Below are 23,360 nucleotides of genomic sequence, written 5' to 3'. Positions count from 1 at the left end.
GTGGGTTGTCGGTGGGGGGTGGCAGATTGCGGGGTATGGGTTTTCAGGGGTGGGCCGACGCGGCGTTTGACGTACTGGCTGATCTCGAGGGGGATCCGAGCCCGGGTCAGTTGGAGACGCACCGCGATGACTTGGAGCGGTACGTTCGGGGGCCCTTGCAGGAGCTTTGCGATGAGCTTGAGGCGATGGGGGAGTTCGGGAAGTTCTGGTTGGGTGGGCTGTCCGATCGGCCGGGCGCTTGGCAGCGTCAGCGTGCGACGTCGTGGATTGCGCGCCGGATTCGGATCACGTTCACGTTTGACCTTGACCGGCTCACGCTTGGTGGTGGGTCGGCGAGTCCGGCTGGTGATCAGGTGGAGCTGTTTCGGGCGATGGTCGACGCCGAGGCCAGTGGCGGGGAGCTTGCCGGGATCGTCCAGCGGCTGCGGTCCAACGGTTTCGAACTCGCCGGGTCGAGCAGGCTTCGTATGCCGGGTCAGTACTCGGCGGACCATCCTCGGGCCGGCCTCCTCCGGCTGCGGTCTGTCTACGCGGAGAAGCCGATCGACACCGACGACATCGGGCTGATCACCGAGGCGCTGCGGCCTCTCGTCGAGCTCACCACCTGGTACACCGATTACGTCGCTCCGGCCGGCTGGGAGAAGCCGTAGCTCGGCAGGGTCCCGTGCACAGGGTCGCGCGGGGGGTGTGGGTCGTGCCCAGACTCGGGGTGACGGGTATCCACAAGATCCACAACCCTGTGGACACCTCTATCCACAGGGTTGTGGATAGGTTGGGGAGACAGGTCGGTTTCTGGTGGGTGGTGGGGTTGTCCGGGGGACCGGATAGGGTTGAGGCTCGGTGACAAGTAGCGGCTCGACGAGGAGATCGCGGTGTTCGACGGTGGCGGTGCTGGCGGCTTCGACATGTCCGACCTGCTCGCGCAGGCGCAGGCGATGCAGAACCAGTTGATGGAAGCCCAGGCCAACCTGGAGAGCCAGGAGATCGAGGGCTCGGCCGGTGGTGGGCTGGTGACCGCGCTGGTGTCCGGGACCGGTGAGCTGCTGAGCCTTGACATCAAGCCGGAGGCCGTCGATCCGGACGACACCGAGACGCTGGCCGACCTGGTCGTTGCCGCCGTCCGGGACGCCTCGGAGAACGCCAAGCAGGCCGCGGCCGCCGCAATGGGCCCGCTGGCAGGCGGGATCCCGGGCTTCGGATCCGAAGGCCAGTCCGGCCTCGGTGGTGGCTCGTCGGCGCCGGCCGGGTTCAGCCTGCCGGGCGCCTCGGCCGCCCCGGGGATCACTGGCGGAGACAAGACCGACGAGAGCGGTCCCGGCTCGGGCGCTGGTGATACCGACGAGAGCGGAAGCACCGGCCCAGGCAGGAGTGGTCCGAGCGCGGGCAGCACCGGCCCAGGTCCGAGCGCCGGCGGGTCCGGTGGTGGGGTCGGGTTCATCAACCCGGGTGGCGGGGCCGGGGTATCCGGTCGGAACTCGGGCTGACGTGTACGAGGGGGCCGTTCAGGACCTCATCGACGAGCTCGGCCGGTTGCCCGGTGTCGGTCCGAAGTCCGCGCAACGGATCGCGTTCCATCTGCTCGCGGCCGACGAGACCGACGTACGGCGGCTTGCGCACGTGCTCGTGCAGGTGAAGGAGAAGGTCAAGTTCTGCGAGATCTGCGGCAATGTCGCGGAGGAGACGCAGTGCCGGATCTGCCGGGACCCGCGTCGCGACCTGAGCCTGATCTGCGTGGTCGAGGAGGCCAAGGACGTGGTCGCGATCGAGCGGACCCGGGAGTTCCGCGGCCGGTATCACGTGCTCGGCGGGGCGATCTCGCCGATCGAGGGCATCGGGCCGGACGAACTGCGGATCAAGGAGCTCCTCCAGCGGCTGGCCGGTGGCGAGGTGACCGAGATCATCTTGGCCACCGATCCGAACCTGGAGGGTGAGGCGACCGCCACCTACCTGAGCCGGTTGCTCCGGCCCATGGGGTTGCGCGTCACCCGTTTGGCTAGTGGACTTCCAGTAGGCGGTGATCTCGAGTACGCCGACGAGGTCACACTCGGACGGGCGTTTGAAGGGCGACGATCTATCGATGACTGAACCAGCGGATATTGCGGGCCCTGCTGACATTGCGGAGAGGGCATTGGGCACGGACTCCGAGGACCTGACCGAGTTCGCCGAGCAGATCGCCGACCAGGTGCGAAGCTTCCTGATCTCGGTGCGCGACATCGCGGCGCAGCCGGACGAGGACGGTGTCGACGAGGGTCTCGCCTCGCTGCCGTACCTGCTGCTCGAGGTGAGCCAGCTGCTGCTCGCCGGCGGCCGGCTGGGCGCGTTCGAGGACTTCGTGCCCGAGGAGCGGTTCGAGAGCGACGCCGGGCCCGACCCGGATCTGGACGCGATGCGGGACCGGCTGGCCGTGCTGTTCGAGGGCCTGGACGAGTACGCCGAGGTCTTCGACCCGTACGCCGCTCCCCCTGAGATCACCGTGAACCGGCTGTCCGACGACCTCACCGCGATCGCCAACGACCTCGTGCACGGCCTGGCGCACTACGAGGAAGGGCGGGTCATCGAGGCGCTGTGGTGGTGGCAGTTCTCCTACGTGTCCACGTGGGGTGCCGCGGCGAGCGCCGTACTGCGGGCCATTCAGTCGCTGATCGCGCACGACCGGCTGGAGCCGGCGCACGACCCGGAGACCGAGGCCACCGACCGCGAACTGGTCGAGGTCGCCGAAGAAGTCGTCCAGCGCCGCTGAGAGTTATCCACAGGCGGACTCCTGACCGCCACCCGACGGGTCCCTCAGCCACTACGGTGAGGGACCCGATCACGGTCAGGAGGCCTGAATGCACCAGCACATGGACGTGGGGACGACGTTCACCACGAAGCGGGCTCGCCCGGCAGTCGTAGCGGTGCTCATGACCCTGCTCTCCTTCGGCCTGTCGCCGCGTCCGCATGATTTCGCGGAGCTCGACCTGGACCGCCTACCCACCATCCTGCTCCTGAACGTCCTGTGTGTGCTGTGCCTCCTCCTGGCCGTTCGCAGTTGGTTCCTGGTCATCCGGCGACCGGTCGAGTTGCGGTTGACGGCGACCGATCTGACCGTCAAGCGCGGCGGACGCGAACTTACCGTTCCGTGGGCCGCGGTCGGTCACATCCGCGTCGGCGGGGACTTTCGGTGGCCCTGGATGGTGGCCTACCTGGATCCCACTTTGAGCCCGGAGCAGGTGCCCGCGTCGCGCGGCCGTGACGGGGCCTACAAATTGTTTCCGGTCGGGCATGGCCTGTCGGCGAAGAAGCGCGAGGCAAAGCTCCGCGAGCTCCGCGCGGCGGTCATGGGGTACGGCCGCCGCTATCTCGACGAGACCTCCTAGTCCCGCTTGAATGGGGCGATGTCTGTCTTCGACGTGATTCAGCGGTTGCCCGATCTGCAGACCACCAAGCGGGTCAGCCGGGCGTTGGCCGTGCTCGATCTGGTGCTGAACGACGACGAGAACACCAACTACTTCTCGTTCGACGCGCGGTGGTCGGAGACGGAAGAGACCGCGTTGATGCGAGACGGGTCGGGGAACGAGTACTCGATCGTGTTCTCGGCCGACGGTGCCTTCGGGTACGGCTTCGACCACGAGTCGCCGCTGTCGCCGTACGCGAACGACATGCGGCCCTGGCCGGAGCTGATCGACGATGTGCCGGAGGTGTTCCACCACGCCCGGGACGACAGGGCGTTCTGGGATCCGCTGGGTGCGCCACGCGCGACGGTCGCCTTCTGGCGTACGACGGCCGACACGCAATGGCGGTGTGGACCGGTCGAGGGTGCCGAGAAGGACGGCGCCGACCAACTCTTCGAGGTGCTCGCGGACGGACGGCCGGAGGCGTACCTGACGTTCGCCGAGGACTACTACGAACTGGCGCTCGACCTCGAGCCGATCCGGCACGTCTACGCGCTGATGCCGCTGACCGAGTACGTCGTGACGTCGCTCAACCGGCAACGCCGCCTGTCTGATCTCTCCGAAGGCATCGCCGAGATCGGTTACCCGCGCTCCTGAAACCTGCAACCGCTAGTCCGGCAGCATCGGCACCGTCAGGCCCTGGTCGCGGCCGAGGAGGATGCCTCGGGTGATGGCGTTGGTGCCGAACTTGTCCTTGACCTGGTCGAGGGCTGAGTCGAGTTCGTCGTTCGCTGCCTTGTCGAAGGGGAGGGCCAGTTGGAGGGCGGCTTCGTTCTCCAGGTTGCCGACCGAGATGCCGATCATGGTGATGCCCTGGGTCGCGATCAGTGGCCGGGCCGAGGACAGCAGCGCCCGTGCGGTGAGCAGGATCGCCCGCGTCTGATCCGTTGCCTGGGGCAACGTGTGCGACCGGGTCGCGCGGCTGAAGTCGTCGAATCGCAGTCGTAGGGTGACCGTCCGCCCGGCCCGTCCCGCGGTCCGCATCCGTCGCGTCACCCGGTCGACCAGCCCGGCGAGCACGGCGTCCAGCGTCGCCGGCGACTTGGGTGAGCGGCCCAGCGCCCGTTGTGATCCGATCGAACGGCGTCGCCGGCCCACCTCTATCGGTCGTGGATCGCGGTTGTGCGCCAGCGCGTGCAGATGCCGTCCGGACGCCCTTCCGAGCATCGACACCAGCGCGGCCTCGGGCAGCATCGCGACATCGCCGACCTTGGTGAGCCCGCGGCTGCGCAGCTTCTCCGCGGTCACCTCACCCACACCCCAGAGCCGCTCGACGTCCAGCGGATGCAAGAACTCCAGCTCGCGCTCCGGCTGCACCTCCAGCAGGCCGTTCGGCTTCGCCACGCCGCTGGCCACCTTCGCCAGGAACTTCGTCCGCGCCACCCCGACCGTGATCGGCAGCCCCACCTGCGACAGCACGTCGGCCCGCAACCGGCGAGCGATCTCCAGCGGCCTCCCGGAGATCTTCCGCAGGCCGCCGACGTCGAGGAACGCCTCGTCGATCGACAGCCCTTCCACCATCGGGGTGGTGTTCTCGAAGACGCGAAACACCGCTTTGCTGGCTTCGGAGTACGCCGACATCCGGGGCTCGACCACGATCGCGCCGGGACAGCGGCGCAGCGCCTGTGCGCCGTTCATCGCGGTGCGGACGCCGTACGCCTTGGCCTCGTAGCTGCAGGCGAGGACCACGCCGCCGCCGACGATCACCGGCCGGCCGCGCAGGCGCGGGTCGTCCCGCTGCTCGACCGACGCGTAGAACGCGTCCAGGTCGGCATGCAGGATGCTCGCCGTACCGTTCGACACGAACATATGTTCGCATACTCGCGGACGGTCGGGATAGGGAGAAATCCTGAGGCGGCGAACCGGTTTGTCAGGACAGAATGCGGTCCATGGACCTGACGGCGTACCGCGATCTCTGGAAGACCCACGGTGTGATGGCCCTGCTGGCGTCGGCCCTGATCGCGCGGCTGCCGGTGATGGCGACGATGGTCCCGCTGTCGTTCCTGGCCAAGGATGCCGCCGGCAACTTCGGCTGGGCGGGTGTGGTGGCCGGCGCCTACTCCGTCGGCATGGCGATCGCCAGTGTGGTGTGGTCGCGCCTGGCGGACCGGAGAGGCGCCCGCTGGGTCGTGATCGGCACCGGGATGGCGTGGGGTGTCCTGATGGCGGTCGTCGCGCTGCTGCCCTACAGCTGGTTCCGGGTGCTGCCGGTTGCGGCTGCCCTGGCCGGTGTGTTCGTCGCGCCGGTCACATCGGCGCTCAGAGCGAGCTGGCCGCGGCTGGTCCAGGGTGCGCGACTGCGGGCGATCTATGCGCTGGATGCGACCGCGCAGGAGTTGCTGTTCGTCGTCGGCCCGATGCTCGGGGCGATAGTGGTCAGCTTCGCGAGTCCGCGAGCGGGTCTGCTGGCGTGCGCTGTGACAGCCGCCGCGGCCATCTGGTGGTTCGGTCTCAAGCAGCGGCCGGCCACCCTCCACGAGAAGACCGACGAGCCCCGGCCGACCGCCCGGCAGTTGGTGTTCCACCGCCACCGGCTCGGGCTGCTCATCGCTTTCGCTTGTATGGTCACGGGTTTCGCGTCGATGTCGCTCGGCATCGTCGCGTTCGCCGACGAGCACGGCAACCGGCTGATCGCCGGCGTACTGGAGATGGTCGCCGCGCTCGGCAGCCTGATCGGCGGTCTCGTCGGCGGTGCGCTGCCCGGCCGGCGCGACTCGTACGTCTGGCGCCGGATGCTGGCGATGACGGTGCTCGTCACCGGCTGCGTCTTCGCCACCTCATCCGTGGTCGCGCTCGCCGTGATGCTGTTCGCGGCCGGCTGCCTGATCGCGCCGACGGTCGGCGCGATCTACGAACGGCTGGGCGTGATGACGCCGGCCTCGGCGCGGACCGAGATCTTCGGCTGGATGCTCAGCGGCGGCATGATCGGCTCCGCCGTCGGGTCCGCGGTCGCCGGCACGGTGGTCGAGAGCCTCGGCGTCCGCTACGCGTGGGTCCTGATGGCCGTACTCGCGCTGGTGGCGACGCTGTCGGTGCTCCACGTCCCGCCCCACCGACCGGCCGACGCCGACCTGGAGGAAGTCGCGGCCGCGGCGTAGTCCACCCGGTAGCTGGCCTCCAGTACGCCGGAACCGCCCGCGCACATCGAGATCAGCCGCAGCGAGCGCCGGTCCTCGAACAGTGGAGTACCGAAGCCGGCCTGGACCGGATGGATCAGCAGCGACACCTCGTCGATCAGCCGCCACCGCAGCAGCGACCGGACCAGCGTGACGCTGCCGACGACGTGGAGGTCAGCACCCGGCACGTGCTTCAACGCTCGCAGCACCCGGTGCGGGTCACCTTGCAAGACTTCGGTGTGCGGGCGCGCGATCACCGGCCGGGACGCGATCACCAGCTTGCGAACCCGATCGAGCGGTACGACGGCATCGTGGTACCTCGCGACCGAGGCGGCGTACTGCTCGAACGTGGTCCGTCCGAGGAGCACCGTCTCCGCGCCGGTCATCAACCGGTCGAGCGCCCCGGCGTACTCGGGCAGCCAGTACTCGGGCCGGTCCACGATGCCGTCCTCAGACATCCGCAGCCTGGCGACGATGTTGCGCATGCACTGCTCCTCTGGGTCTCCTTACCAACCCAGATGCAGTCCGCGGCACGAATGTTTCAGGCCAGAAGTCGGCGAAGCTCAGTCGGCGGAAATCTTCCGGCGGTCGCGGTGGAGCTCGGTCTCCAGGGCGTCGAGGCGGTTGATCCAGAACTTGCGGTAGCGGTCCAGCCAGCTGTCGATCTCACGCAGCGGTCCGGGGGCGACGGCGTACAGCCGCCGGGTGCCCGCCACGGTGACGGTGGCGAAGCCGTTCTCGCGCAGCACCTTGAGGTGCTGGGAGACGGCCGGCTGGCTGATGCCGAACTCGTCGCCGATCGCCGTGGCGATACTGCCGGCCGGCAACTCGCCGTCGGCCAGCAACTCGAGGATCCGGCGCCGGACCGGATCGCCGAGGACGTCGAACGCGTGCACGGACGGAAGTATTTCAGTGATGACTTATATGAACAAGGGGTGGTGGCGGCCGGACGGCTTCCGGCCGGTCCGCGGTGTCGCCGTGGAACCTTCCGGCGCCGCCGGATTCAGCCGGACGGGCGGCCCGGCTGCTGGTCAGCGGGTAGGCAACGAACGAGTCACGGCTAGAATGAGGCCCGAGACTACGCCTGGTGCAACGCCGCACGGCGTACCGCAACCAGTGGTTTGAGGAGACACAGCTGTGGGACGCGTCGTGCACAAGTACGGCGGTTCTTCGGTCGCTGACGCCGATTGCATCAAGCGCGTGGCCCAACGGATCGTCGCGACGAAGAAGGCCGGGAACGACGTCGTGGTGGTCATTTCCGCCATGGGCGACACCACCGACGAACTGATGGACCTGGCCCAGCAGGTCTCCCCCTTGCCGCCGCCGCGCGAGCTGGACATGCTGCTCACCTCGGGTGAGCGGATCTCGGCCGCCCTGCTGGCGATGGCGATCGCGAACCTGGGGTACGAGGCCCGCTCGTTCACCGGCTCGCAGGCCGGTGTCATCACCACCTCCGCGCACGGCAACGCGCGCATCATCGACATCACGCCGGGCCGGATCGAGGAGGCGCTGGGCGAGGGTCACATCGCGATCGTGGCCGGGTTCCAGGGCGTCGCCCAGGACACGAAGGACATCACCACGATGGGCCGCGGCGCCTCCGACACCACCGCGGTCGCGCTGGCCGCCGCGCTGGAGGCGGACTACTGCGAGATCTACACCGACGTGGACGGCATCTTCACCGCGGACCCGCGGATCGTGCCGGCCGCGAAGCACATCCCGATGATCTCCTACGAGGAGATGCTCGAGATGGCCGCCTGCGGCGCCAAGGTGCTGCACCTGCGCTGCGTCGAGTACGCGCGGCGTTACAACGTCCCCGTCCATGTGCGCTCCTCCTTCTCGCAGAAGGAAGGCACCTGGGTCGTCGATGCGAAGGAACTGAATCAGATGGAACAGGCGATCATCTCCGGCGTGGTCCAGGACCGCAACGAGGCCAAGATCACCGTCGTCGGCGTACCGGACAAGCCCGGTGAGGCGGCCCGGATCTTCGAGACGGTCGCCGGCGCCGAGACCAATATCGACATGATCGTGCAGAACGTGTCGGCGGTCGCCACCAACCGCACCGACATCTCCTTCACGCTGCCCCGCGCCGACGGCGCCCGGGCGATGTCCGCGCTGGCCCGGACGAAGGACGAGGTCGGCTACGAGCAGTTGCTGTACGACGACCAGATCGGCAAGGTCTCGGTGGTCGGTGTCGGAATGCGCTCGCACCCGGGCGTGTCCGCGAAATTCTTCTCCGCGCTCGCCGACGCCGGCGTGAACATCGAGATGATCTCCACCTCGGAGATCCGGATCTCGGTGGTCGTGGACGAGAACCTGGTGGACGCCGCCGTGACCGCGGCGCACACCGCATTCGACCTGGACGACGAGCAGACCCAGGCTGTCGTGTACGGAGGAACTGGACGGTGACCCCTGTGAGCGCTTTGGACAACGAGACCGAGGATCGGGCGGGCCTGCCCTCGCTGGCGGTGGTCGGGGCGACCGGCGCCGTCGGGACGGTGATGCTGGCCCTGCTCTCCACCCGGGAGAACGTCTGGGGAGAGATCCGGCTGATCGCGTCCGAGCGCTCCGCGGGCAAGAGGCTCAAGGTCCGCGGCGAGGAGGTCGAGGTCGTCGCGATCAGCGAGGCGGCCTTCGACGGGATCGACGTGGCGATGTTCGACGTACCGGACGAGGTGTCCGCGCACTGGGCGCCGATCGCGGCCGCCCGGGGCGCCGTCGTGGTGGACAACTCCGGCGCCTTCCGGATGGACCCGGACGTTCCGCTGGTGGTGCCCGAGGTGAACGCCGAGGCGGCCCGGAACCGGCCGAAGGGCATCATCTCCAACCCCAACTGCACGACGCTGTCGATGATCGTGGCAATGGGTGCGCTGCACCACCGCTACGAGCTCGAGCAGCTGGTGGTCGCGTCGTACCAGGCCGCCTCCGGGGCCGGTCAGGACGGGATCGACGCGCTGTACGACCAGCTGATGAAGGTGGCCGGCAACCGGGATCTCGGCACGACGCCGGGCGACGTACGGCGGGTGATCGGCAACGCGCTCGGCCCGTTCCCGGCTCCGCTGGCGCTGAACGTCGTACCGTGGGCCGGCTCGCTGAAGGACGAGGGCTGGTCGTCGGAGGAGCTGAAGGTCCGCAACGAGTCGCGCAAGATCCTCGGCCTGCCCGACCTGAAGGTGTCCGCGACCTGTGTCCGGGTGCCGGTGATCACCACCCACTCGCTGTCGGTGCACGCCCGGTTCGCCCATGAGGTGGACGCCGACGAGGCGCGGGAGGTACTGCGGGACGCGCCCGGTGTGCTGCTGTTCGACAACCCGGCCGAGGGCGAGTTCCCGACACCGGCCGACGTGGTCGGCACCGACCCGACCTGGGTCGGCCGGATCCGCAAGTCGCTGGACGACCCGAACGCGCTCGAGCTGTTCGTCTGCGGCGACAACCTGCGCAAGGGCGCTGCCCTGAACACGGCCCAGATCGCCGAGGTCGTGGCCAAGGAGTTCGCCGCCGCGACGGCTTCCTGAAAGTGTTGAAACAAAGGGCTTCTGGCACCTGCCAGGAGCCCTTTGTTGTCTCAGGCAACTGCTGACTACAGCCAGTTCTCCCGGGCCGCGTGCAGGGCCAGCTGGAAGCGGGTGCTGGCGCCGGTGCGGTTCATCAGGCGTTCGAGGTAGCGGAAGAAGGTACGGCGGCTGATCCCCAGCGTGCGAGCGATGGTGTCGTCCGCGGCGCCGGTCGCGAGCAGTGCGAGCAGCCGGCGCTCGATCGGCTCCAGCCGGTCGTCCTCGGTGCCGACCGAGGCGTGCAGCGGCAGCGCGTTGCGCCAGCACAGCTCGAACATGCCGATCAACGCGGTCAGCAGGCTGCTCGGCCGGATGATCAGCAGCGACCGGTTCACATCGGTGTCGCGCACCGACATCGACACGAACGCGATCGAGCCGTCGATGATGGTCAGCTTCGCCGGTACGTCGGGCAGCACCCGGGCCTGCTCACCGGCCTCCACACAGGGCAGGATGTTCTCGGTCAGGTAACCCGGCACCTCGACCGACTCCGGTGAGTACACCACCCGGTAGGAGACGCCGCGCTTGAGGTGCTCGATCTCCTCCTGGTTCGGGCCGCCGATGTAGTACGGCGGGGAGTCGATGGCGAGGATCTCGCGCTGCGCACCGCCCTTGATCTGGCGGATGCGCTCGACGATCGCGGTCCCGGTGACGACCTCGATCAGGTGCGTGGTGGACTCGTTGTGCACGGTCCGGCGGAACTCGTCGTACGCGTTCAGGACCTCGATCCGGGCCTGTTTCAGCTCGGACTCGCGGCGCAGTGTCATCGCCTCGAGACCGGCGTCCGGTGGCACTGGCAGGAAACGGGAGTGGTCCGAGCCGGAGCGGCGGGCCAGGCCGGCCTGCACCAGTCCGCCGAGGGTCGTGTCGATACTGGCGTCCCGGTCGGGGACCGCCTCGTCCAGTTCGGTGATCGACGCCGGGCCGGTCCGCAGCAGGTGCTGGTAGACCTTAATCTCGTCGTCGTTGAGCCCGAGCACGCGCAGGTGATCGGCACGCTCCGTATCGGTTGTGCTCACAACCCTCCCCTCCCCTCCGAGTGCGGTCACTGTCCGCTACCGCCCCTCCAGGGTAGGGCGGTAAGTCCAGTGCAGTCTGCACTGTCCGTGTCGAGGTGTATGCATCCAGCGATATTTGTTGTCCTGTCAGCATTCTTGTGCCGTGTCACCATCTGGCCACCATTTCCGCGCAGTCGTGAGCGAGAATTGAGGTCCAGCAGCCCGGCGACGGACCACCTGAGCGCCGCCGGGCTGCTGTTCCAATTCTGGCCTGAGTTCGCTGTCGCGTCAGCGGAGGCCGTTGCGGTTGGGTCTCGATCCCGGCGCATCGGTGCCCTCGCACTTCCGTGCCATCACCGGCTGTGCCGGAGGGTATACAAAGTGTGCATCTCCATCGTGAGGCCGATGAGGAGGAGAGCCCGATGCGACCGGTTCCGCCGCACACCGCCGCTCGCTTCGGCGCTGCCGTCCCCAGTGCGATGACCGCCGCCCTGGTCATCGTGCCGGCCGATCCGGCGCGTGCCCGGTCCGCTTCCGCCCATGGCGGACAGGCCCCCGGATCATCGGTGAGGGCCGTGTCCTCGCGGACGCGGCCCGGGCCCCGGGAGGTGCTGAGCGGAGCTCCGTGGATGGTGAGGCTGTCCATGGGGTGCGGGGACCTGGTGTCCCCGGCCCGGCTCGCCCCGGCCAGGAAGCACCCCCTGGGGCCCCACCGGTCACAGCAGTGATCAGAGCCCCCCGGCTTCACAGTGCCGGTGGGACATGTCACCCCCTGGGCGCCAACTTCCGCCTCGCGCTGGGCGTCGTACCACTGAATTGACCGCGATTTCACCTTGATCGCTGTTGTTCGAACGGCGCTCCCGCCAGCGCTGAAACCAGCGGAGTTTCGTGCTCTGGCAGGCGTTTTGGCCGTGGAGAGCTGTCAAATGTATATTCCAGATAACGATCGGCGAAGGACGACCCACGGCGGAGCCGGAAGTCGGCCCTTCGGGGCAGGGCGCGACGTTTGGTAGCCGTGTGTACGTCGTTGCTCACTATGGAGGACCACTGTGTCGTCGGCATTGACGCCGATCCGCTACTCTGCTTCCCGGTCTGCGTGGCCCGCCGTCGTACCGGGCGGCAGCCGCCGAGCCCCAGTCGGATACCGGGCAAAGAGAGGCGTCGCCTGAATGAACGCGACTAGCGTCGACGAGGAGTTCAACCCGTCGGTGCATGTGTACGAACCACACAAGGTCGGCCTGCCGGCGCTGCGTCCCTACTTCAAGGCGCTGTGGCAGCGCCGGGAGTTCGCGGCCGAGATGTCCCGGACGAACATCCGGGCGGCAAACACCAACACCTTCTTCGGTCAGGTGTGGCTGGTCCTGAATCCGCTGCTGCTGGCGGCGGTCTACTACCTGCTGGTCGACATCATCGCCGGCGGTAGCACGAAGGTCGACGCCGCGGAGCGGTTCGCCCACATGTGTGGCGGCCTGTTCGCCTTCTACTACTTTTCCGGCGCGATGACCGCGGGCGCGGCCAGTGTGGTCGGCGGCGGCAAGCTGCTGATGAACCAGTCGTTCCCGCGGATGCTGCTGCCGCTGTCGGCGGTGCGGACGGCGTTCTTCCGCTTCCTGCCGACCCTGGTCGTGTACCTCGCCATTCACCTGCTGATGCGTCAGCCGCTGAGTTGGAAGATGCTGCTGGCGCCGGCGTTCCTGATCATGCTGACGGTCTTCGCTGCCGGCATGGGCATGATCTTCGCCGCCCTGCAGGTGTACTTCCGCGACACCACCAGCTTCCTGCCGTACTTCGTCCGGATCTGGCTCTACCTGTCCCCGGTGCTCTGGTTCGCCGAGCAGGCCCCGGCCAAGTTCAAGGGCTTCATCCAGTACAACCCGCTCTACTCGCTCATCGGCGGGTGGACCGACCTGCTGGTCCGCGGCGACATGCCGAACCACATGATGTGGCTCGGCGCGGGGTTCTGGGCGCTGCTCGCCTTCGTGGTGGGGTCGTTGTTCTTCATGTCGAGGGAGCGTGAGTTCGTTGTCCGTCTCTGAGGCAGAGAAGAAGGCCATGCAGAAGAGCACGTCGGGTATGCCGGCCGTCAAGGTGCAGGACGTGTCCATCACCTACCGGACCACGTTCGAGCGGGTGCCGACCTTCAAGAGCGCGCTGGTCCGCTTCGGCCGTGGCGAGCGGGCGGTCCGCGAGGTCAAGGCCGTCCAGAACGTGTCCTTCGACGTCGATCACGGCACCACCATCGGCATCATCGGCGCCAACGGCGCCGGCAAGTCGACGCTGATGCGCGCGATCGCCGGCATCCTGCCGCCGACGTCGGGCCGGATCGAGGTGCACGGCCGGGTCTCCACCCTGCTGTCCCTCGGTGTCGGTTTCAACGCGGCGCTGTCCGGCCGGGAGAACGTCGTACTGGGTGGCCTGGCCGCTGGGCTGAGCCGCAAGGAGATCCAGGCCCGGTACGAGGAGATCGCCGAGTTCGCCGAGCTCGGTGACTTCATGGAGATGCCGATGCGGACGTACTCGTCCGGCATGTTCAGCCGGCTGGCGTTCTCGGTCGCCGTCCACATGGACCCGGACATCCTGCTGATCGACGAGGCGCTGTCCGCCGGTGACGCGTCGTTCAAGACCAAGGCCGCGGCCAAGATGAAGGACCTGGTCACCAACAGCCGGACCATGTTCCTGGTCAGCCATGCGATGAGCAGCGTCCGGGAGATGTGCAACGACTGCATCTGGTTGCACAAGGGCAAGGTGATGATGCGCGGCGAGCCCGACGAGGTGATCGCGGCGTACACCAAGTTCCTCCAGGTCGGTGAAAAGGAATCCGTCTCCCTCGAGGACCTCTGACCATGTCCGATGCAGGGTCCAATGCCGGGTCACGCAGTACGGCACCGGACGTGGGGATCATCACGACCGGTCACGACGTGGCCGACGCGCGCCTGCACAAGATCACCGCGGCCCTGCAGCACCGAAACCTGAGCGTCGAGCTCTGGGGCCTGGGTGAGGCCGAGGGTGGCCCGGCCGGCGCGGCCGTCCACGCCGGTCCGCGGGGCAACCTGGTCCAGCGGCTGGCCCGGACCGCGGTGCTGCCGTGGCGGACCAACGCGAAGGTGGTGATGACGGTCGACCCGGACATGATCCCGGTCACCCGCCTCGTCACCACCCTGCGCCGCCGCAAGATGGTCGCCGACGTCCACGAGGACTACGGCCGGCTGCTCGCCGACCGGGCCTGGGCGAAGGGGCCGGCCGGTCTGCCGGCCCGCTTGATCGTCCGGGCCAGCTCCAAGCTGGCCGCCGGCGCCGACCTGACCGTGGTCGCGGACTCGCACCTCGCCCCGCAGGAAGCGAAGCGGCGGCTGGTCGTCCAGAACTTCCCCTACCAGCCGTTCCTGGCCCCGGCGCCGCCGTCGGGTCCGCCGCGGGCCGTGTACGTCGGGGACCTGCGGGCCAGTCGCGGCCTGTTCGACATGGTCGAGACCGTCGCCGCCGCGACGGACTGGTCCCTCGACCTGATCGGCCCGGTCGCACCGTCGGACCGGGACCAGCTCGAAGCCCGGATCGGGCAGCCCGACCTGGCCGGGCGGGTCCGCCTCCACGGCCGCCAGCCACCGGCTGACGCGTGGCGGCTCACCCAGGGCGCCTGGGCCAGCCTGGCCATGCTGCAGCCGACTCCGGCCTTCGTGGAAGCGATGCCGTCCAAGATCTACGAGTACCTCGCCAGCGGTCTTCCCGTTCTGTCCACCCGGCTGCCCCGGCAGACCAGGGTGATCGAGGAGTCCGGTGGCGGAGTCCTGGTGGACTCGGTGACGGAGGCGGCCGAGACGCTGCGGCGCTGGTCCGCGGATCCCGGCGAGCTGGAGAAACTGCGCGACCACGCGCTTCAGTGGGCGGCCGGCCACCTGCCCACGACCACGCCGTACGACGAACTGGCCGACGCGATTCTCGACTTGCTAAGAGGCTGAACTTGCCTGAGAGGAAGGGCATGACCGACCGCCCACATCTGCTGTACGTCGCCTGGGGCTTCCCGCCCTGCCGGGGCGGCGGTGTCTACCGGGCCCTGGCCACGGCCAACCGGTTCGCCGCGCTCGGCTGGAAGGTGACCGTGCTGACGGCCGAACGTGAGACCTTCCACCGGTTCACCGGTGCCGACCTGACCCTGGAGGAGCGGATCGACCCGTCGGTCGAGGTCGTCCGGGTGCCGTTCGAGTGGCCGATCCTGGAGGCGGACCTGCGCAAGTGGTCCAAGCGCCGCGCCGCGAACCCGAAGCTGTGGAGCAAGTGGCGGACCAAGCAGGACCAGATCCCGTTCCCGGAGACCGGGTACGGCCCGTGGCGCTCGGTCATCGAGAAGGCCGCCGAGCGGATCCACCAGGCGAACAAGGTCGACCTGACCGTCGCCACCGCGAACCCGCACGTCGCGTTCACCGCGGCGTACCACCTGCACAAGAAGCACAGCGTGCCGTACGTGATGGACTACCGCGACGCGTGGCTGCTGGACGTCTTCACCGGTGACCGGCTGCACGAGCCGAACAGCCGCGCGGCCAAGTGGGAGAAGAAGCTGGTCGAGTCCGCGCGCGAGGTCTGGTTCGTGAACGACCCGATCAAGGACTGGCACGAGAAGCTCTACCCGGCCCACGCCGCCAAGATGCACACCGTCGCCAACGGTTTCGACCCGGACCTGGTGCCGGACACCCACGACCGCGGTCCGGTGACCGACCGCCCGCTGGTGTTCGGGTACGTCGGCACCGTGTCGCCGAAGGTGCCGCTCGCCGAGTTCGTCGAGGGCTGGCAGATCGCCCGCTCGTCGTCGGAGGAGCTGGCCGGCGCCAAGGCCAAGATCCACGGCTACCTCGGGTACTACGCCCAGCCGCGGGCCGACATGCTGGCCACGATCAACAACGCCAAGGACGACGGGGTCAGCTACGAGGGCCCGGTCGGCAAGGCCGAGATCGCCAAGGCGTACGACGAGTTCGACGTCCAGCTGCTGATGCTCGGCAAGGGACGGTACGTGACCAGCGGCAAGGTGTTCGAGTACCTCGCGACCGGGTTGCCGATCGTGTCGGTGCACGACCCGGAGAACGCGGCGTCCGACGTACTGCGTGGGCATCCGTTGTGGTTCCCGGTCGCGGAGGTGACGCCGGAGGCGATCGCGGCCGCGCTGACCGAGGCGGCGCACGCGGCCCGGACGGCCGACGAGGGGATCCGGGCCAAGGCGCGGGAGTTCGGTGCGTCGTACCGGCGGGATCTGCAGCTGGATCCGCGGATCGAGTCGCTGGCCGCCTCGGTGAAGGGAGTTCGGGCGTGAGCAAGAACGTCGTACTGCTGAGCACGCGCCGGCTGCCCCCGGCGTACTTCGACACCGTCCGCGAGGACCTGGGTGACCCCGACGTGACTCTCGACGTCGTCGGCTGGGTCGCCCCGGCCGGCCCCGTCGCGGACAAGGTCAACAGCTTCACGTTGATCGGCCCCGGCCGCATGCCCGTCGCCCCACCGCCGGAGCCGGCCGCGGCCGACCCCACGGAAGAAGCTCCCGACGCGGTCATCGCACCGGAGGCCGTCGCGGAGCCGGAGGCGGTCGTCGCTGAGACCGAAGTACCGCCCGCTGCGGCTGAGGTCCCTGCCGATGCGGCGGGAGAGGCAGCTGCCACCTCCGCCGCTCCCGCCGGGGAGGGCGCTCAGGCGCAAGCCACTTCCACCACCCCGCCTGCTGCTGCGGCGAAGCCGCGGCCCACTGGTGCCAAGCGGGTCGTCAAGGCTGTGCAGTGGCGGGCGCGGAAGGGGAAGAAGATCGCCGGGCGGATGTTGCCGAAGGCAATCAAGACGTCCGCGCCGGTGAAGTTCCTGCGCGGGAACCGGGCCAGCAAGGATCTCGGCAAGACCTACTGGGGCCGGATCCTGACCCGTCGCGACGTGATGACCACGATCGGGAAGGCGGATGTGGTTGTCGCGCTGGATGCCGGTGCGATCTGGGCCGGCTGGAATCTTGGTCAGCGGAAGGCGAGCACCCCGGTGGTGCTCGGTATCCCGGCCGCCCGTCGTGAGCTGGACATGCTGAAGGCACCGGCAGGTAATGGGTGATTCGATGACGGTGTCGCGTTCGATCCGCGAGCACCTGCCGGCGCCACTCGCCCGGACCGCGGGAGCGGTTCGGCGGCGTCTGCGCGGCTTGCGGTACTCGTACGCGCAACTGCCGGCGTTCCCGCCGGTGGCGACGACCCCGGTGCGGATGCTGGTCGGGCCGACCAACTCGGCCGGTCAGGGCTACGCGTGGGCGCAGGCCGCCCAGCAGGTCCCAGGGGTCAGCGCCGTCTCGTTCGCCCTGCACCGCAAGGGGCAGTTCCAGTTCACCACCGACTACGGCGTCCCGCTCGCGTGGTTCGGCCAGCCCCGCTGGCAGCGCGCGCAGGAGCAGTACATCGCCGGTTCCTACACCCACGTCCTGGTGGAGTCGCTGCGCCCGATCTTCGGTGCGCGCGGCTTCCCGGACGCGTCGGCCGACATCGCCGCGCTGCGGGCGGCCGGTGTCAACGTCGGTCTGCTGTTCCACGGCTCGGACATCCGCCTGCCCAGCCGGCACGCGAAGCGCGAGCGCTGGTCGCCGTTCACCCCGGGTGACGACCTGACCGAGCGCCTGGAGAAGCAGGCCCGCCGGCACGCCGAACTGGTCGAGGGCCTCGGCCTGCCGGTCTTCGTCTCCACGGTCGATCTGCTGGACGACGTACCTGACGCACAGTGGTTGCCGGTCGCGATCGACCCGGCGCCGTGGCAGCAGGCAGCCCGTCCGTTGTTCACCGGTGAGCGTCCGGTGGTCGTACACGTTCCGTCGAACGCGCAGCTCAAGGGCACCGACCGGATCGACGCCGTGCTGACCGAGCTACATGACGCCGGGGTACTGGAGTATCGGCGAATCACCGGCGTACCGCACAACCGGATGCCGAGCGTGATCGGCGACGCTGACATCGTTGTAGACCAGCTCAGAATCGGCCTGTACGGCGTGGCGGCGGCCGAAGCCCTCGCCGCTGGGCGGATCGTCGTGTCATACGTCGGTGACGGTGTGCGCCACCGGGTGCGTACCCTGACTGGGCGAGAGGTGCCGATCATGGAGGCTGACCCCGACACTCTGGGTGAGGTGATCGCCGCATTGCTCGCCGATCGTGACGCCGCCGCCGAGCGGGCGGCCGCCGGCCCCGGCTTCGTGGCGGAGCTGCACGACGGACGCCGCTCGGCCGAAGCACTCACCAGCTGGCTCACTTCGAAGGAGATCCTGTGACGTCCCGCATCGCGCCATCCGCCGACGTCGACGACAGCGCCCAGATCGGCGACGGTTCGTCGGTCTGGCACCTGGCCCAGATCCGCGAGAACGCGGTCCTGGGGGAGAACTGCATCGTCGGTCGCGGTGCCTATGTCGGGACCGGGGTCCGGATGGGCAACAACTGCAAGATCCAGAACTACGCCCTCGTCTACGAGCCCGCGTCGCTCGAGGACGGCGTGTTCATCGGCCCGGCCGTGGTGCTCACCAACGACTACTTCCCGCGGGCGGTCAACCCGGACGGTACGCCGAAGAGCGGCCACGACTGGGAGCCGGTCGGGGTGACCCTGAAGGAGGGCTGCTCGCTCGGTGCGCGCAGCGTCTGCGTGGCGCCGGTCACCATCGGCCGCTGGGCCACCGTCGCCGCGGGTGCGGTGGTGACCAAGGACGTGCCAGACTTCGCGCTGGTCGCCGGCGTACCGGCCCGTCGGCTCAAGTGGGTCGGCAAGGCCGGCGTTCCGCTGCTCGACACCGGCGGCGGCGAGTGGAAGTGCCCGAACACGGGTGAGATGTACATCGAAACCGACGGGCGGCTGCGGCCGGCCGGTGAAGACATGGAGGAGAACTGATGGTGCAGCCGATTCCGGCCGCGAAGCCGATCATCGGGAAGGAGGAGCGCGAGGCCGTCGACCGGGTCATGCAGTCCGGGATGCTGGCCCAGGGCCCCGAGGTGGCGGCGTTCGAGCAGGAGTTCGGCGCAGCGCTGGTCTCCGGCCGTGCGTGCGTCGCGACGAACTCGGGCACGTCGGGTCTCCACCTCGGCCTGCTGGCCGCGGGCGTCGGACCGGGTGACGAGGTCATCGTCCCGTCCTTCACCTTCGCCGCGACCGCGAACAGCGTCGCGCTGACCGGCGCCACCCCGGTGTTCGCCGACATCGAGTCGACGTACTTCTGCCTGGACCCGGCCGCGGTCGAGGCCGCGATCACCGAGAAGACCAAGGCCGTCATGCCGGTGCACCTGTTCGGTCACCCGGCGAACATGACCGCGCTGCAGGCGATCGCCGACAAGCACGGCATCCAGATCTACGAGGACGCCGCGCAGGCGCACGGCGCGACCTGGAACGGCGCGCCGGTCGGCACCTTCGGCGAGTTCGCCATGTTCAGCCTCTACCCGACGAAGAACATGACCTCGGGTGAGGGCGGTATGAACTCGGTCGCCAACGCCGACATCGAGCGTCGGATGCGCTTGCTGCGCAACCAGGGCATGCTCAAGCAGTACGAGAACGAGCTGGTCGGCCTGAACAACCGGATGACCGACCTGCACGCCGCGATCGGCCGGGTGCAGCTGACCAAGCTGGCCGGCTGGACCAAGCAGCGGCAGGAGAACGCGGCCTTCCTGGACGCGAACCTGCAGGGTGTCGCCGTCCCCGCGGTGGCCGCCGAGGCGACCCACGTGTACCACCAGTACACGATCCGGGTGACCGAGGACCGCGACGGTTTCGCCGACGCGCTGCGCAACGAGTACGGCGTCGGCTGCGGCGTGTACTACCCGATCCCGAACCACCGGCTGCCCTCGTTCAAGCGCGAGCTGGACCTGGCGGAGACCGAGAAGGCCGCGGCCGAGGTGCTCTCGCTGCCGGTCCACCCCTCGCTGTCCGAGGAAGACCTGAACCGGATCGTGTCCGCAGTGAACACCGTGGCGAAGGCTGGTGCGTGAGATGGCGAACCTGAGAGCCGGACTGATCGGCCTGGGCATGATGGGGCGTCACCACGCCCGCGTGCTCGCCTCCCTCGACGGCGTCGACCTGGTCGCCGTCGCCGACCCGGGTGGTGACAAGTTCGGCGTGGCCGGCGGTCGCCCGGTGCACGAGACCATCGAGCAGTTGATTGCCGAGGGCATCGACTACTGCATGGTCGCGGTGCCGACCCAGTACCACGCCGAGATCGCGAAGGCGCTGGCCGAGGCCGGCGTCCACGCGATGATCGAGAAGCCGCTGGCCGGGTCCTCGGCCGAGGCGACCGAGATCGCCAAGGCGTTCGAGGCGGCCGGCCTGGTCGGCGCGGTCGGTCACATCGAGCGGTACAACCCGGCGCTGCAGGCGCTCCGGGTGCGGCTGGAGGCCGGTGAGCTGGGCGACATCTACCAGATCACCACCCGCCGCCAGGGCCCGTTCCCGTCCCGGATCGCCGACGTCGGCGTGGTGCTGGACCTGGCCACCCACGACATCGACCTGACCGCCTGGGTGACCCAGTCGCCGTTCGTCACGGTGGCCGCGCAGAGCGCGCACAAGAGCGGCCGGCAGTTCGAGGACCTGATCGCGGTGACCGGCCGGCTGGCCGACGGCACCGTGACCAGCCACCTGGTCAACTGGCTGTCCCCGATGAAGGAGCGGCTCACCGTCGTCACCGGTGAGAAGGGCGCCTTCATCGCCGACACGCTGCTGGCCGACCTGTCCTTCCACGCCAACGGCACCGTGGCCACCGCCTGGGACGACGTCGCGCACTTCCGCGGTGTCAGCGAGGGCGACATGATCCGCTACGCGATCAACAAGCCGGAGCCGCTGCGCACCGAGCACGAGGCGTTCCGGGACGCCGTCCTGGGCAAGGAAGCCGACATCGTCACGCTGCAGCAGGGTCTGGCCACCGTCGCGGTGGCCGAGGCCGTCATCCAGTCCGCTGCCGAAGACCGCACCATCAAGGTCGCCGGGGAGTCCGCCGAGTCATGAAGGTCCTGAGCGTCGTCGGGGCACGACCGCAGTTCGTCAAGCTGGCGCCGGTGGCGGAGGCGTTCGCCGCCACCGACCACCAGCACGTGATCGTGCACACCGGCCAGCACTACGACAAGAACATGTCCGACGTGTTCTTCGCCGACCTGCGGATCCCGGCCCCGGACGTCCACCTGGGCGTCGGGTCCGGCAGCCATGGGGTCCAGACCGGCGCGATGCTGTCCGCGATGGACGCCGTACTGGACGAGCACCGGCCGGACTGGGTGCTTGTGTACGGCGACACCAACTCGACGCTGGCCGGGACGCTGTCGGCGGTGAAGATGCACCTGCCGGTGGCGCACCTGGAGGCCGGGCTGCGGTCGTTCAACCGGCGGATGCCGGAGGAGCACAACCGGGTCCTGACCGACCATGCGGCCGACATCCTGCTGGCCCCGACCCAGGTGGCGATGGACCACCTGGCCAACGAGGGCCTGACGGACCGGGCGCGGCTGGTCGGCGACGTGATGACCGATGTGTGCTTCCGGGTCCGCGACGCGGTGACGGATGACTCGTTCGACCTGCCCGAGGGCCTGAAGCGCGGCGAGTACGTCGTGTCGACCATCCACCGGGCCGAGAACACCGACGACCCGGCCCGGCTGGCCGCGATCGTCGACGGCCTGGCCGAGGCCGGCCACCCGGTGCTGCTGTTGGCGCACCCGCGGCTGGTCGCCAAGTGCGCGGAGCACGGCATCAAGCTGGAGCGGCCGGACGGTTCGCTGCACGTCCGGGAGCCGCTGGCCTACCCGGAGATGGTCGCGGCCGTGCTCGGGTCGGCCGGTGTGGTCACCGACTCCGGTGGTCTGCAGAAGGAGGCCTTCCTGCTCGGCCGGGTGTGCACCACGCTGCGCACCGAGACCGAGTGGGTCGAGACTCTGGAGGACGGCTGGAACGTCCTCACGTCCGACGTGAGCAAGCTGCCCGAGCTGGCCGCCCGGCCGGTACCGGCAGCCGACCGCCCGATGCCCTACGGAGATGGCCACGCCGCCGGGCGTGTCGTCTCCGCTCTAGCGGAGTAACTACGTGACCAAAGCCGCCGAAGAACAGAGCCAGCCGCCCTCCCCGGGCTCTCCGGGGCCGGCGGCTTCGGCCGTTACGGCCACCGACGCGGCCACGCCCCCGCCGGGTGCTCCGGTCAGCGCGTTCCCGGGCGAGTCCGGGCCGCCGCCGGCCGAGCCGCGCAAGCGGCTGCCCCGGGTGGAGTCGCTCACCGGTCTGCGCTGGTGGGCGGCGTTCTTCGTTTTCGCCCATCACATGACCAACCTGGCGCCGCTGCCGGTCTTCAAGTTCCTGAAGTACGGCACGTCCGGGGTGACGTTCTTCTTCGTGCTGTCCGGTTTCGTGCTGACCTGGTCGGCCCAGCCGGGGACGAAGATCCGCACCTTCTACCGGCGCCGGTTCGCCCGGATCGTCCCGCTGTACATCCTCACCCTGGTCGCGGCGATCTTCGTGTTCTACCGGTTCGAGCCGCCGGCCGGGATGTCGTGGATCAAACCGGTCTCGGTCACCGTCCTGGTGCTGTCGGCGTTCCTGGTGCAGGGCTGGTCGAACAACCCGACCATTCTGTACGGCGGCAACCCGGCGGGATGGACGTTGTCGGTCGAGGCGTTCTTCTACGCGTACTTCCCGTTCGTCTGGCGGCTCACGCAGAAGCTCAAGGTGACCGGCGGCCTGATCCTGTGTGTCGCCGTGATCGTGCTCGGCGGGGCCTATCGACTGGCGCTGTTCCACTACCGCGACGTCGTACCGGTGCTGCCGCAGCCGGTCCTGCACTCGGTCGCGTTCCTGTTCGGGATCGGCCTGGCGATCGCGCTACGGTCCGGCTGGAAGCCGCGGATCCCGGTCTGGTTCGCGTTCCTGGTCACCGCCGGCGGGCTGTTCACCCTGTACTACTCCGGTGAGCACCCGGCCAAGGTGCCGTTCGCGATCACCATGGGCCTGTGCCAGAAGGAAGTCCTCACGCTGCTGTACGGCTTCCTGATCTTCGCCGTCGCGTCCCGCGACATCCGGGGCGGCCGGTCCTGGCTGCGCAGCAAGCCGCTGGTCGCACTTGGCCAGTGGTCGTACGCCTTCTACCTGGTGCACGCCACCATCCTGTACGCGATCAAGGAGTACCACGGTGTGGCCGGGCCGATCGGCTGGTCCAACCTGACCTGGTACGCCGGTGTCGGCGCCATCTCGATCCTCGTCTCGTGGCTGTTGTACAAGTTCGTCGAGCACCCACTCGAACGGAAGCTGCGAGGACCCCGATGAAGAATCACT

General features: G+C 68.8%; 24 protein-coding genes. 20 read left to right on the top strand and 4 right to left on the bottom strand.

Translation table 11 applies throughout. The annotated features are described in order from the left end of the window. Positions 1–35: 35 nt before the first annotated feature. From AB0F43_RS17220 to AB0F43_RS17195, 6 genes are all read left to right on the top strand, one after another. Positions 36–650, top strand: coding sequence for a DUF2461 family protein (locus AB0F43_RS17220; protein ID WP_360476939.1), 615 nt, complete (start codon positions 36–38; stop codon positions 648–650). A gap of 222 nt (positions 651–872) precedes the next feature. Beyond that, positions 873–1,484 (top strand): YbaB/EbfC family nucleoid-associated protein, encoded by a 612-nt coding sequence (locus AB0F43_RS17215; RefSeq protein ID WP_360476936.1) that lies wholly within the window; start codon positions 873–875, stop codon positions 1,482–1,484. 1 nt (position 1,485) lies between these two features. Then, positions 1,486–2,085 carry a recombination mediator RecR gene (gene recR, locus AB0F43_RS17210; RefSeq protein ID WP_132327031.1) on the top strand — a complete coding sequence of 200 codons (600 nt, stop codon included), beginning with the start codon at positions 1,486–1,488 and terminating at the stop codon, positions 2,083–2,085. Beyond that, complete coding sequence (locus tag AB0F43_RS17205) at positions 2,078–2,740, top strand: DUF5063 domain-containing protein (protein ID WP_360476933.1); 663 nt, start codon at positions 2,078–2,080, stop codon at positions 2,738–2,740. Before recR ends, AB0F43_RS17205 begins: the two co-directional genes overlap by 8 nt. 88 nt (positions 2,741–2,828) lie before the next feature. Further along, positions 2,829–3,356, top strand: a complete 528-nt coding sequence (locus AB0F43_RS17200) for a hypothetical protein (protein WP_360476931.1) — start codon at positions 2,829–2,831, stop codon at positions 3,354–3,356. Positions 3,357–3,374: 18 nt separating this feature from the next. Beyond that, positions 3,375–4,028 (top strand): hypothetical protein, encoded by a 654-nt coding sequence (locus AB0F43_RS17195; protein WP_360476928.1) that lies wholly within the window; start codon positions 3,375–3,377, stop codon positions 4,026–4,028. Between the two features lie 12 nt (positions 4,029–4,040). Here the strand turns inward: AB0F43_RS17195 and dinB are convergent, their stop codons facing one another. Continuing rightward, entirely contained in the window at positions 4,041–5,240 is a 1,200-nt protein-coding gene (gene dinB, locus AB0F43_RS17190; RefSeq protein ID WP_360476925.1) for a DNA polymerase IV, read from the bottom strand. Positions 5,241–5,320: 80 nt separating this feature from the next. On the opposite strand from dinB, the gene AB0F43_RS17185 reads away from it, so the two are divergent. Then, positions 5,321–6,529 (top strand): MFS transporter, encoded by a 1,209-nt coding sequence (locus AB0F43_RS17185; protein WP_360476922.1) that lies wholly within the window; start codon positions 5,321–5,323, stop codon positions 6,527–6,529. Here AB0F43_RS17185 and AB0F43_RS17180 read toward each other — a convergent pair. Together AB0F43_RS17180 and AB0F43_RS17175 are read right to left on the bottom strand one after the other, a co-directional pair. Continuing rightward, the gene (locus AB0F43_RS17180; RefSeq protein WP_360476919.1) at positions 6,415–7,032 is read right to left on the bottom strand and encodes a dihydrofolate reductase family protein; all 618 of its coding nucleotides are present in this window, start codon (positions 7,030–7,032) and stop codon (positions 6,415–6,417) included. The genes AB0F43_RS17185 and AB0F43_RS17180 overlap by 115 nt on opposite strands. Positions 7,033–7,110: 78 nt before the next feature. Continuing rightward, the gene (locus AB0F43_RS17175; protein WP_360476916.1) at positions 7,111–7,443 is read right to left on the bottom strand and encodes a metalloregulator ArsR/SmtB family transcription factor; all 333 of its coding nucleotides are present in this window, start codon (positions 7,441–7,443) and stop codon (positions 7,111–7,113) included. A gap of 241 nt (positions 7,444–7,684) precedes the next feature. On the opposite strand from AB0F43_RS17175, the gene AB0F43_RS17170 reads away from it, so the two are divergent. After that, positions 7,685–8,953, top strand: coding sequence for an aspartate kinase (locus AB0F43_RS17170; protein WP_360476913.1), 1,269 nt, complete (start codon positions 7,685–7,687; stop codon positions 8,951–8,953). Next, the gene (locus AB0F43_RS17165) at positions 8,950–10,059 is read left to right on the top strand and encodes an aspartate-semialdehyde dehydrogenase (RefSeq protein WP_360476910.1); all 1,110 of its coding nucleotides are present in this window, start codon (positions 8,950–8,952) and stop codon (positions 10,057–10,059) included. The genes AB0F43_RS17170 and AB0F43_RS17165 overlap by 4 nt, the downstream gene beginning before the upstream one ends. A gap of 65 nt (positions 10,060–10,124) precedes the next feature. Here AB0F43_RS17165 and AB0F43_RS17160 read toward each other — a convergent pair whose 3' ends face one another. Beyond that, positions 10,125–11,114 carry a helix-turn-helix domain-containing protein gene (locus AB0F43_RS17160; RefSeq protein WP_360476907.1) on the bottom strand — a complete coding sequence of 330 codons (990 nt, stop codon included), beginning with the start codon at positions 11,112–11,114 and terminating at the stop codon, positions 10,125–10,127. A gap of 1,148 nt (positions 11,115–12,262) precedes the next feature. On the opposite strand from AB0F43_RS17160, the gene AB0F43_RS17155 reads away from it, so the two are divergent. The 11 genes from AB0F43_RS17155 to AB0F43_RS17105 are packed head-to-tail and all read left to right on the top strand — an operon-like array spanning position 12,263 to position 23,351. Next, entirely contained in the window at positions 12,263–13,129 is an 867-nt protein-coding gene (locus AB0F43_RS17155; RefSeq protein ID WP_360476904.1) for an ABC transporter permease, read from the top strand. Beyond that, complete coding sequence (locus AB0F43_RS17150; RefSeq protein ID WP_360476901.1) at positions 13,116–13,934, top strand: ABC transporter ATP-binding protein; 819 nt, start codon at positions 13,116–13,118, stop codon at positions 13,932–13,934. Before AB0F43_RS17155 ends, AB0F43_RS17150 begins: the two co-directional genes overlap by 14 nt. A gap of 2 nt (positions 13,935–13,936) precedes the next feature. Further along, the gene (locus AB0F43_RS17145; RefSeq protein WP_360476898.1) at positions 13,937–15,049 is read left to right on the top strand and encodes a glycosyltransferase family 4 protein; all 1,113 of its coding nucleotides are present in this window, start codon (positions 13,937–13,939) and stop codon (positions 15,047–15,049) included. A gap of 20 nt (positions 15,050–15,069) precedes the next feature. Continuing rightward, positions 15,070–16,392 (top strand): glycosyltransferase, encoded by a 1,323-nt coding sequence (locus tag AB0F43_RS17140; RefSeq protein ID WP_360476895.1) that lies wholly within the window; start codon positions 15,070–15,072, stop codon positions 16,390–16,392. Further along, on the top strand, positions 16,389–17,165 hold the full coding sequence (locus AB0F43_RS17135) for a hypothetical protein (protein ID WP_360476892.1): 777 nt from the start codon (positions 16,389–16,391) through the stop codon (positions 17,163–17,165). Before AB0F43_RS17140 ends, AB0F43_RS17135 begins: the two co-directional genes overlap by 4 nt. Positions 17,166–17,169: 4 nt before the next feature. Then, positions 17,170–18,357: a hypothetical protein gene (locus AB0F43_RS17130; protein ID WP_360476889.1), complete on the top strand. Its 1,188-nt coding sequence runs from the start codon at positions 17,170–17,172 to the stop codon at positions 18,355–18,357. After that, the gene (locus AB0F43_RS17125) at positions 18,330–18,965 is read left to right on the top strand and encodes an acyltransferase (protein ID WP_360478791.1); all 636 of its coding nucleotides are present in this window, start codon (positions 18,330–18,332) and stop codon (positions 18,963–18,965) included. The genes AB0F43_RS17130 and AB0F43_RS17125 overlap by 28 nt, the downstream gene beginning before the upstream one ends. Next, positions 18,962–20,053: a DegT/DnrJ/EryC1/StrS family aminotransferase gene (locus tag AB0F43_RS17120; protein ID WP_360478788.1), complete on the top strand. Its 1,092-nt coding sequence runs from the start codon at positions 18,962–18,964 to the stop codon at positions 20,051–20,053. Before AB0F43_RS17125 ends, AB0F43_RS17120 begins: the two co-directional genes overlap by 4 nt. A 1-nt stretch (position 20,054) precedes the next feature. Beyond that, on the top strand, positions 20,055–21,062 hold the full coding sequence (locus AB0F43_RS17115; protein WP_360476887.1) for a Gfo/Idh/MocA family oxidoreductase: 1,008 nt from the start codon (positions 20,055–20,057) through the stop codon (positions 21,060–21,062). Continuing rightward, complete coding sequence (wecB, locus tag AB0F43_RS17110) at positions 21,059–22,117, top strand: UDP-N-acetylglucosamine 2-epimerase (non-hydrolyzing) (protein ID WP_360476884.1); 1,059 nt, start codon at positions 21,059–21,061, stop codon at positions 22,115–22,117. The genes AB0F43_RS17115 and wecB overlap by 4 nt, the downstream gene beginning before the upstream one ends. Positions 22,118–22,121: 4 nt before the next feature. Beyond that, on the top strand, positions 22,122–23,351 hold the full coding sequence (locus AB0F43_RS17105; RefSeq protein WP_360476881.1) for an acyltransferase: 1,230 nt from the start codon (positions 22,122–22,124) through the stop codon (positions 23,349–23,351). Positions 23,352–23,360 lie beyond the last annotated feature (9 nt).

The sequence above is a fragment of the Kribbella sp. NPDC023972 genome (assembly GCF_040639075.1).
GTDB lineage: Bacteria > Actinomycetota > Actinomycetes > Propionibacteriales > Kribbellaceae > Kribbella.
Note: the sequence above shows the minus strand (reverse complement) of the source record. Positions and strands in the feature narration are given on the sequence as shown.

Excerpts from the sequence above, each read along its gene's own strand:
- AB0F43_RS17140 (WP_360476895.1), top strand. The coding sequence starts at position 15,070 with ATGACCGACCGCCCACATCTGCTGTACGTCGCCTGGGGCTTCCCGCCC.
- AB0F43_RS17155 (WP_360476904.1), top strand. The coding sequence starts at position 12,263 with ATGAACGCGACTAGCGTCGACGAGGAGTTCAACCCGTCGGTGCATGTG.
- AB0F43_RS17220 (WP_360476939.1), top strand. The coding sequence starts at position 36 with ATGGGTTTTCAGGGGTGGGCCGACGCGGCGTTTGACGTACTGGCTGAT.
- AB0F43_RS17185 (WP_360476922.1), top strand. The coding sequence starts at position 5,321 with ATGGACCTGACGGCGTACCGCGATCTCTGGAAGACCCACGGTGTGATG.
- AB0F43_RS17200 (WP_360476931.1), top strand. The coding sequence starts at position 2,829 with ATGCACCAGCACATGGACGTGGGGACGACGTTCACCACGAAGCGGGCT.
- AB0F43_RS17205 (WP_360476933.1), top strand. The coding sequence starts at position 2,078 with ATGACTGAACCAGCGGATATTGCGGGCCCTGCTGACATTGCGGAGAGG.
- AB0F43_RS17145 (WP_360476898.1), top strand. The coding sequence starts at position 13,937 with ATGTCCGATGCAGGGTCCAATGCCGGGTCACGCAGTACGGCACCGGAC.
- wecB (WP_360476884.1), top strand. The coding sequence starts at position 21,059 with ATGAAGGTCCTGAGCGTCGTCGGGGCACGACCGCAGTTCGTCAAGCTG.
- AB0F43_RS17130 (WP_360476889.1), top strand. The coding sequence starts at position 17,170 with ATGACGGTGTCGCGTTCGATCCGCGAGCACCTGCCGGCGCCACTCGCC.
- AB0F43_RS17180 (WP_360476919.1), bottom strand. The coding sequence starts at position 7,032 with ATGCGCAACATCGTCGCCAGGCTGCGGATGTCTGAGGACGGCATCGTG.
- AB0F43_RS17115 (WP_360476887.1), top strand. The coding sequence starts at position 20,055 with ATGGCGAACCTGAGAGCCGGACTGATCGGCCTGGGCATGATGGGGCGT.
- dinB (WP_360476925.1), bottom strand. The coding sequence starts at position 5,240 with ATGTTCGTGTCGAACGGTACGGCGAGCATCCTGCATGCCGACCTGGAC.
- AB0F43_RS17195 (WP_360476928.1), top strand. The coding sequence starts at position 3,375 with ATGTCTGTCTTCGACGTGATTCAGCGGTTGCCCGATCTGCAGACCACC.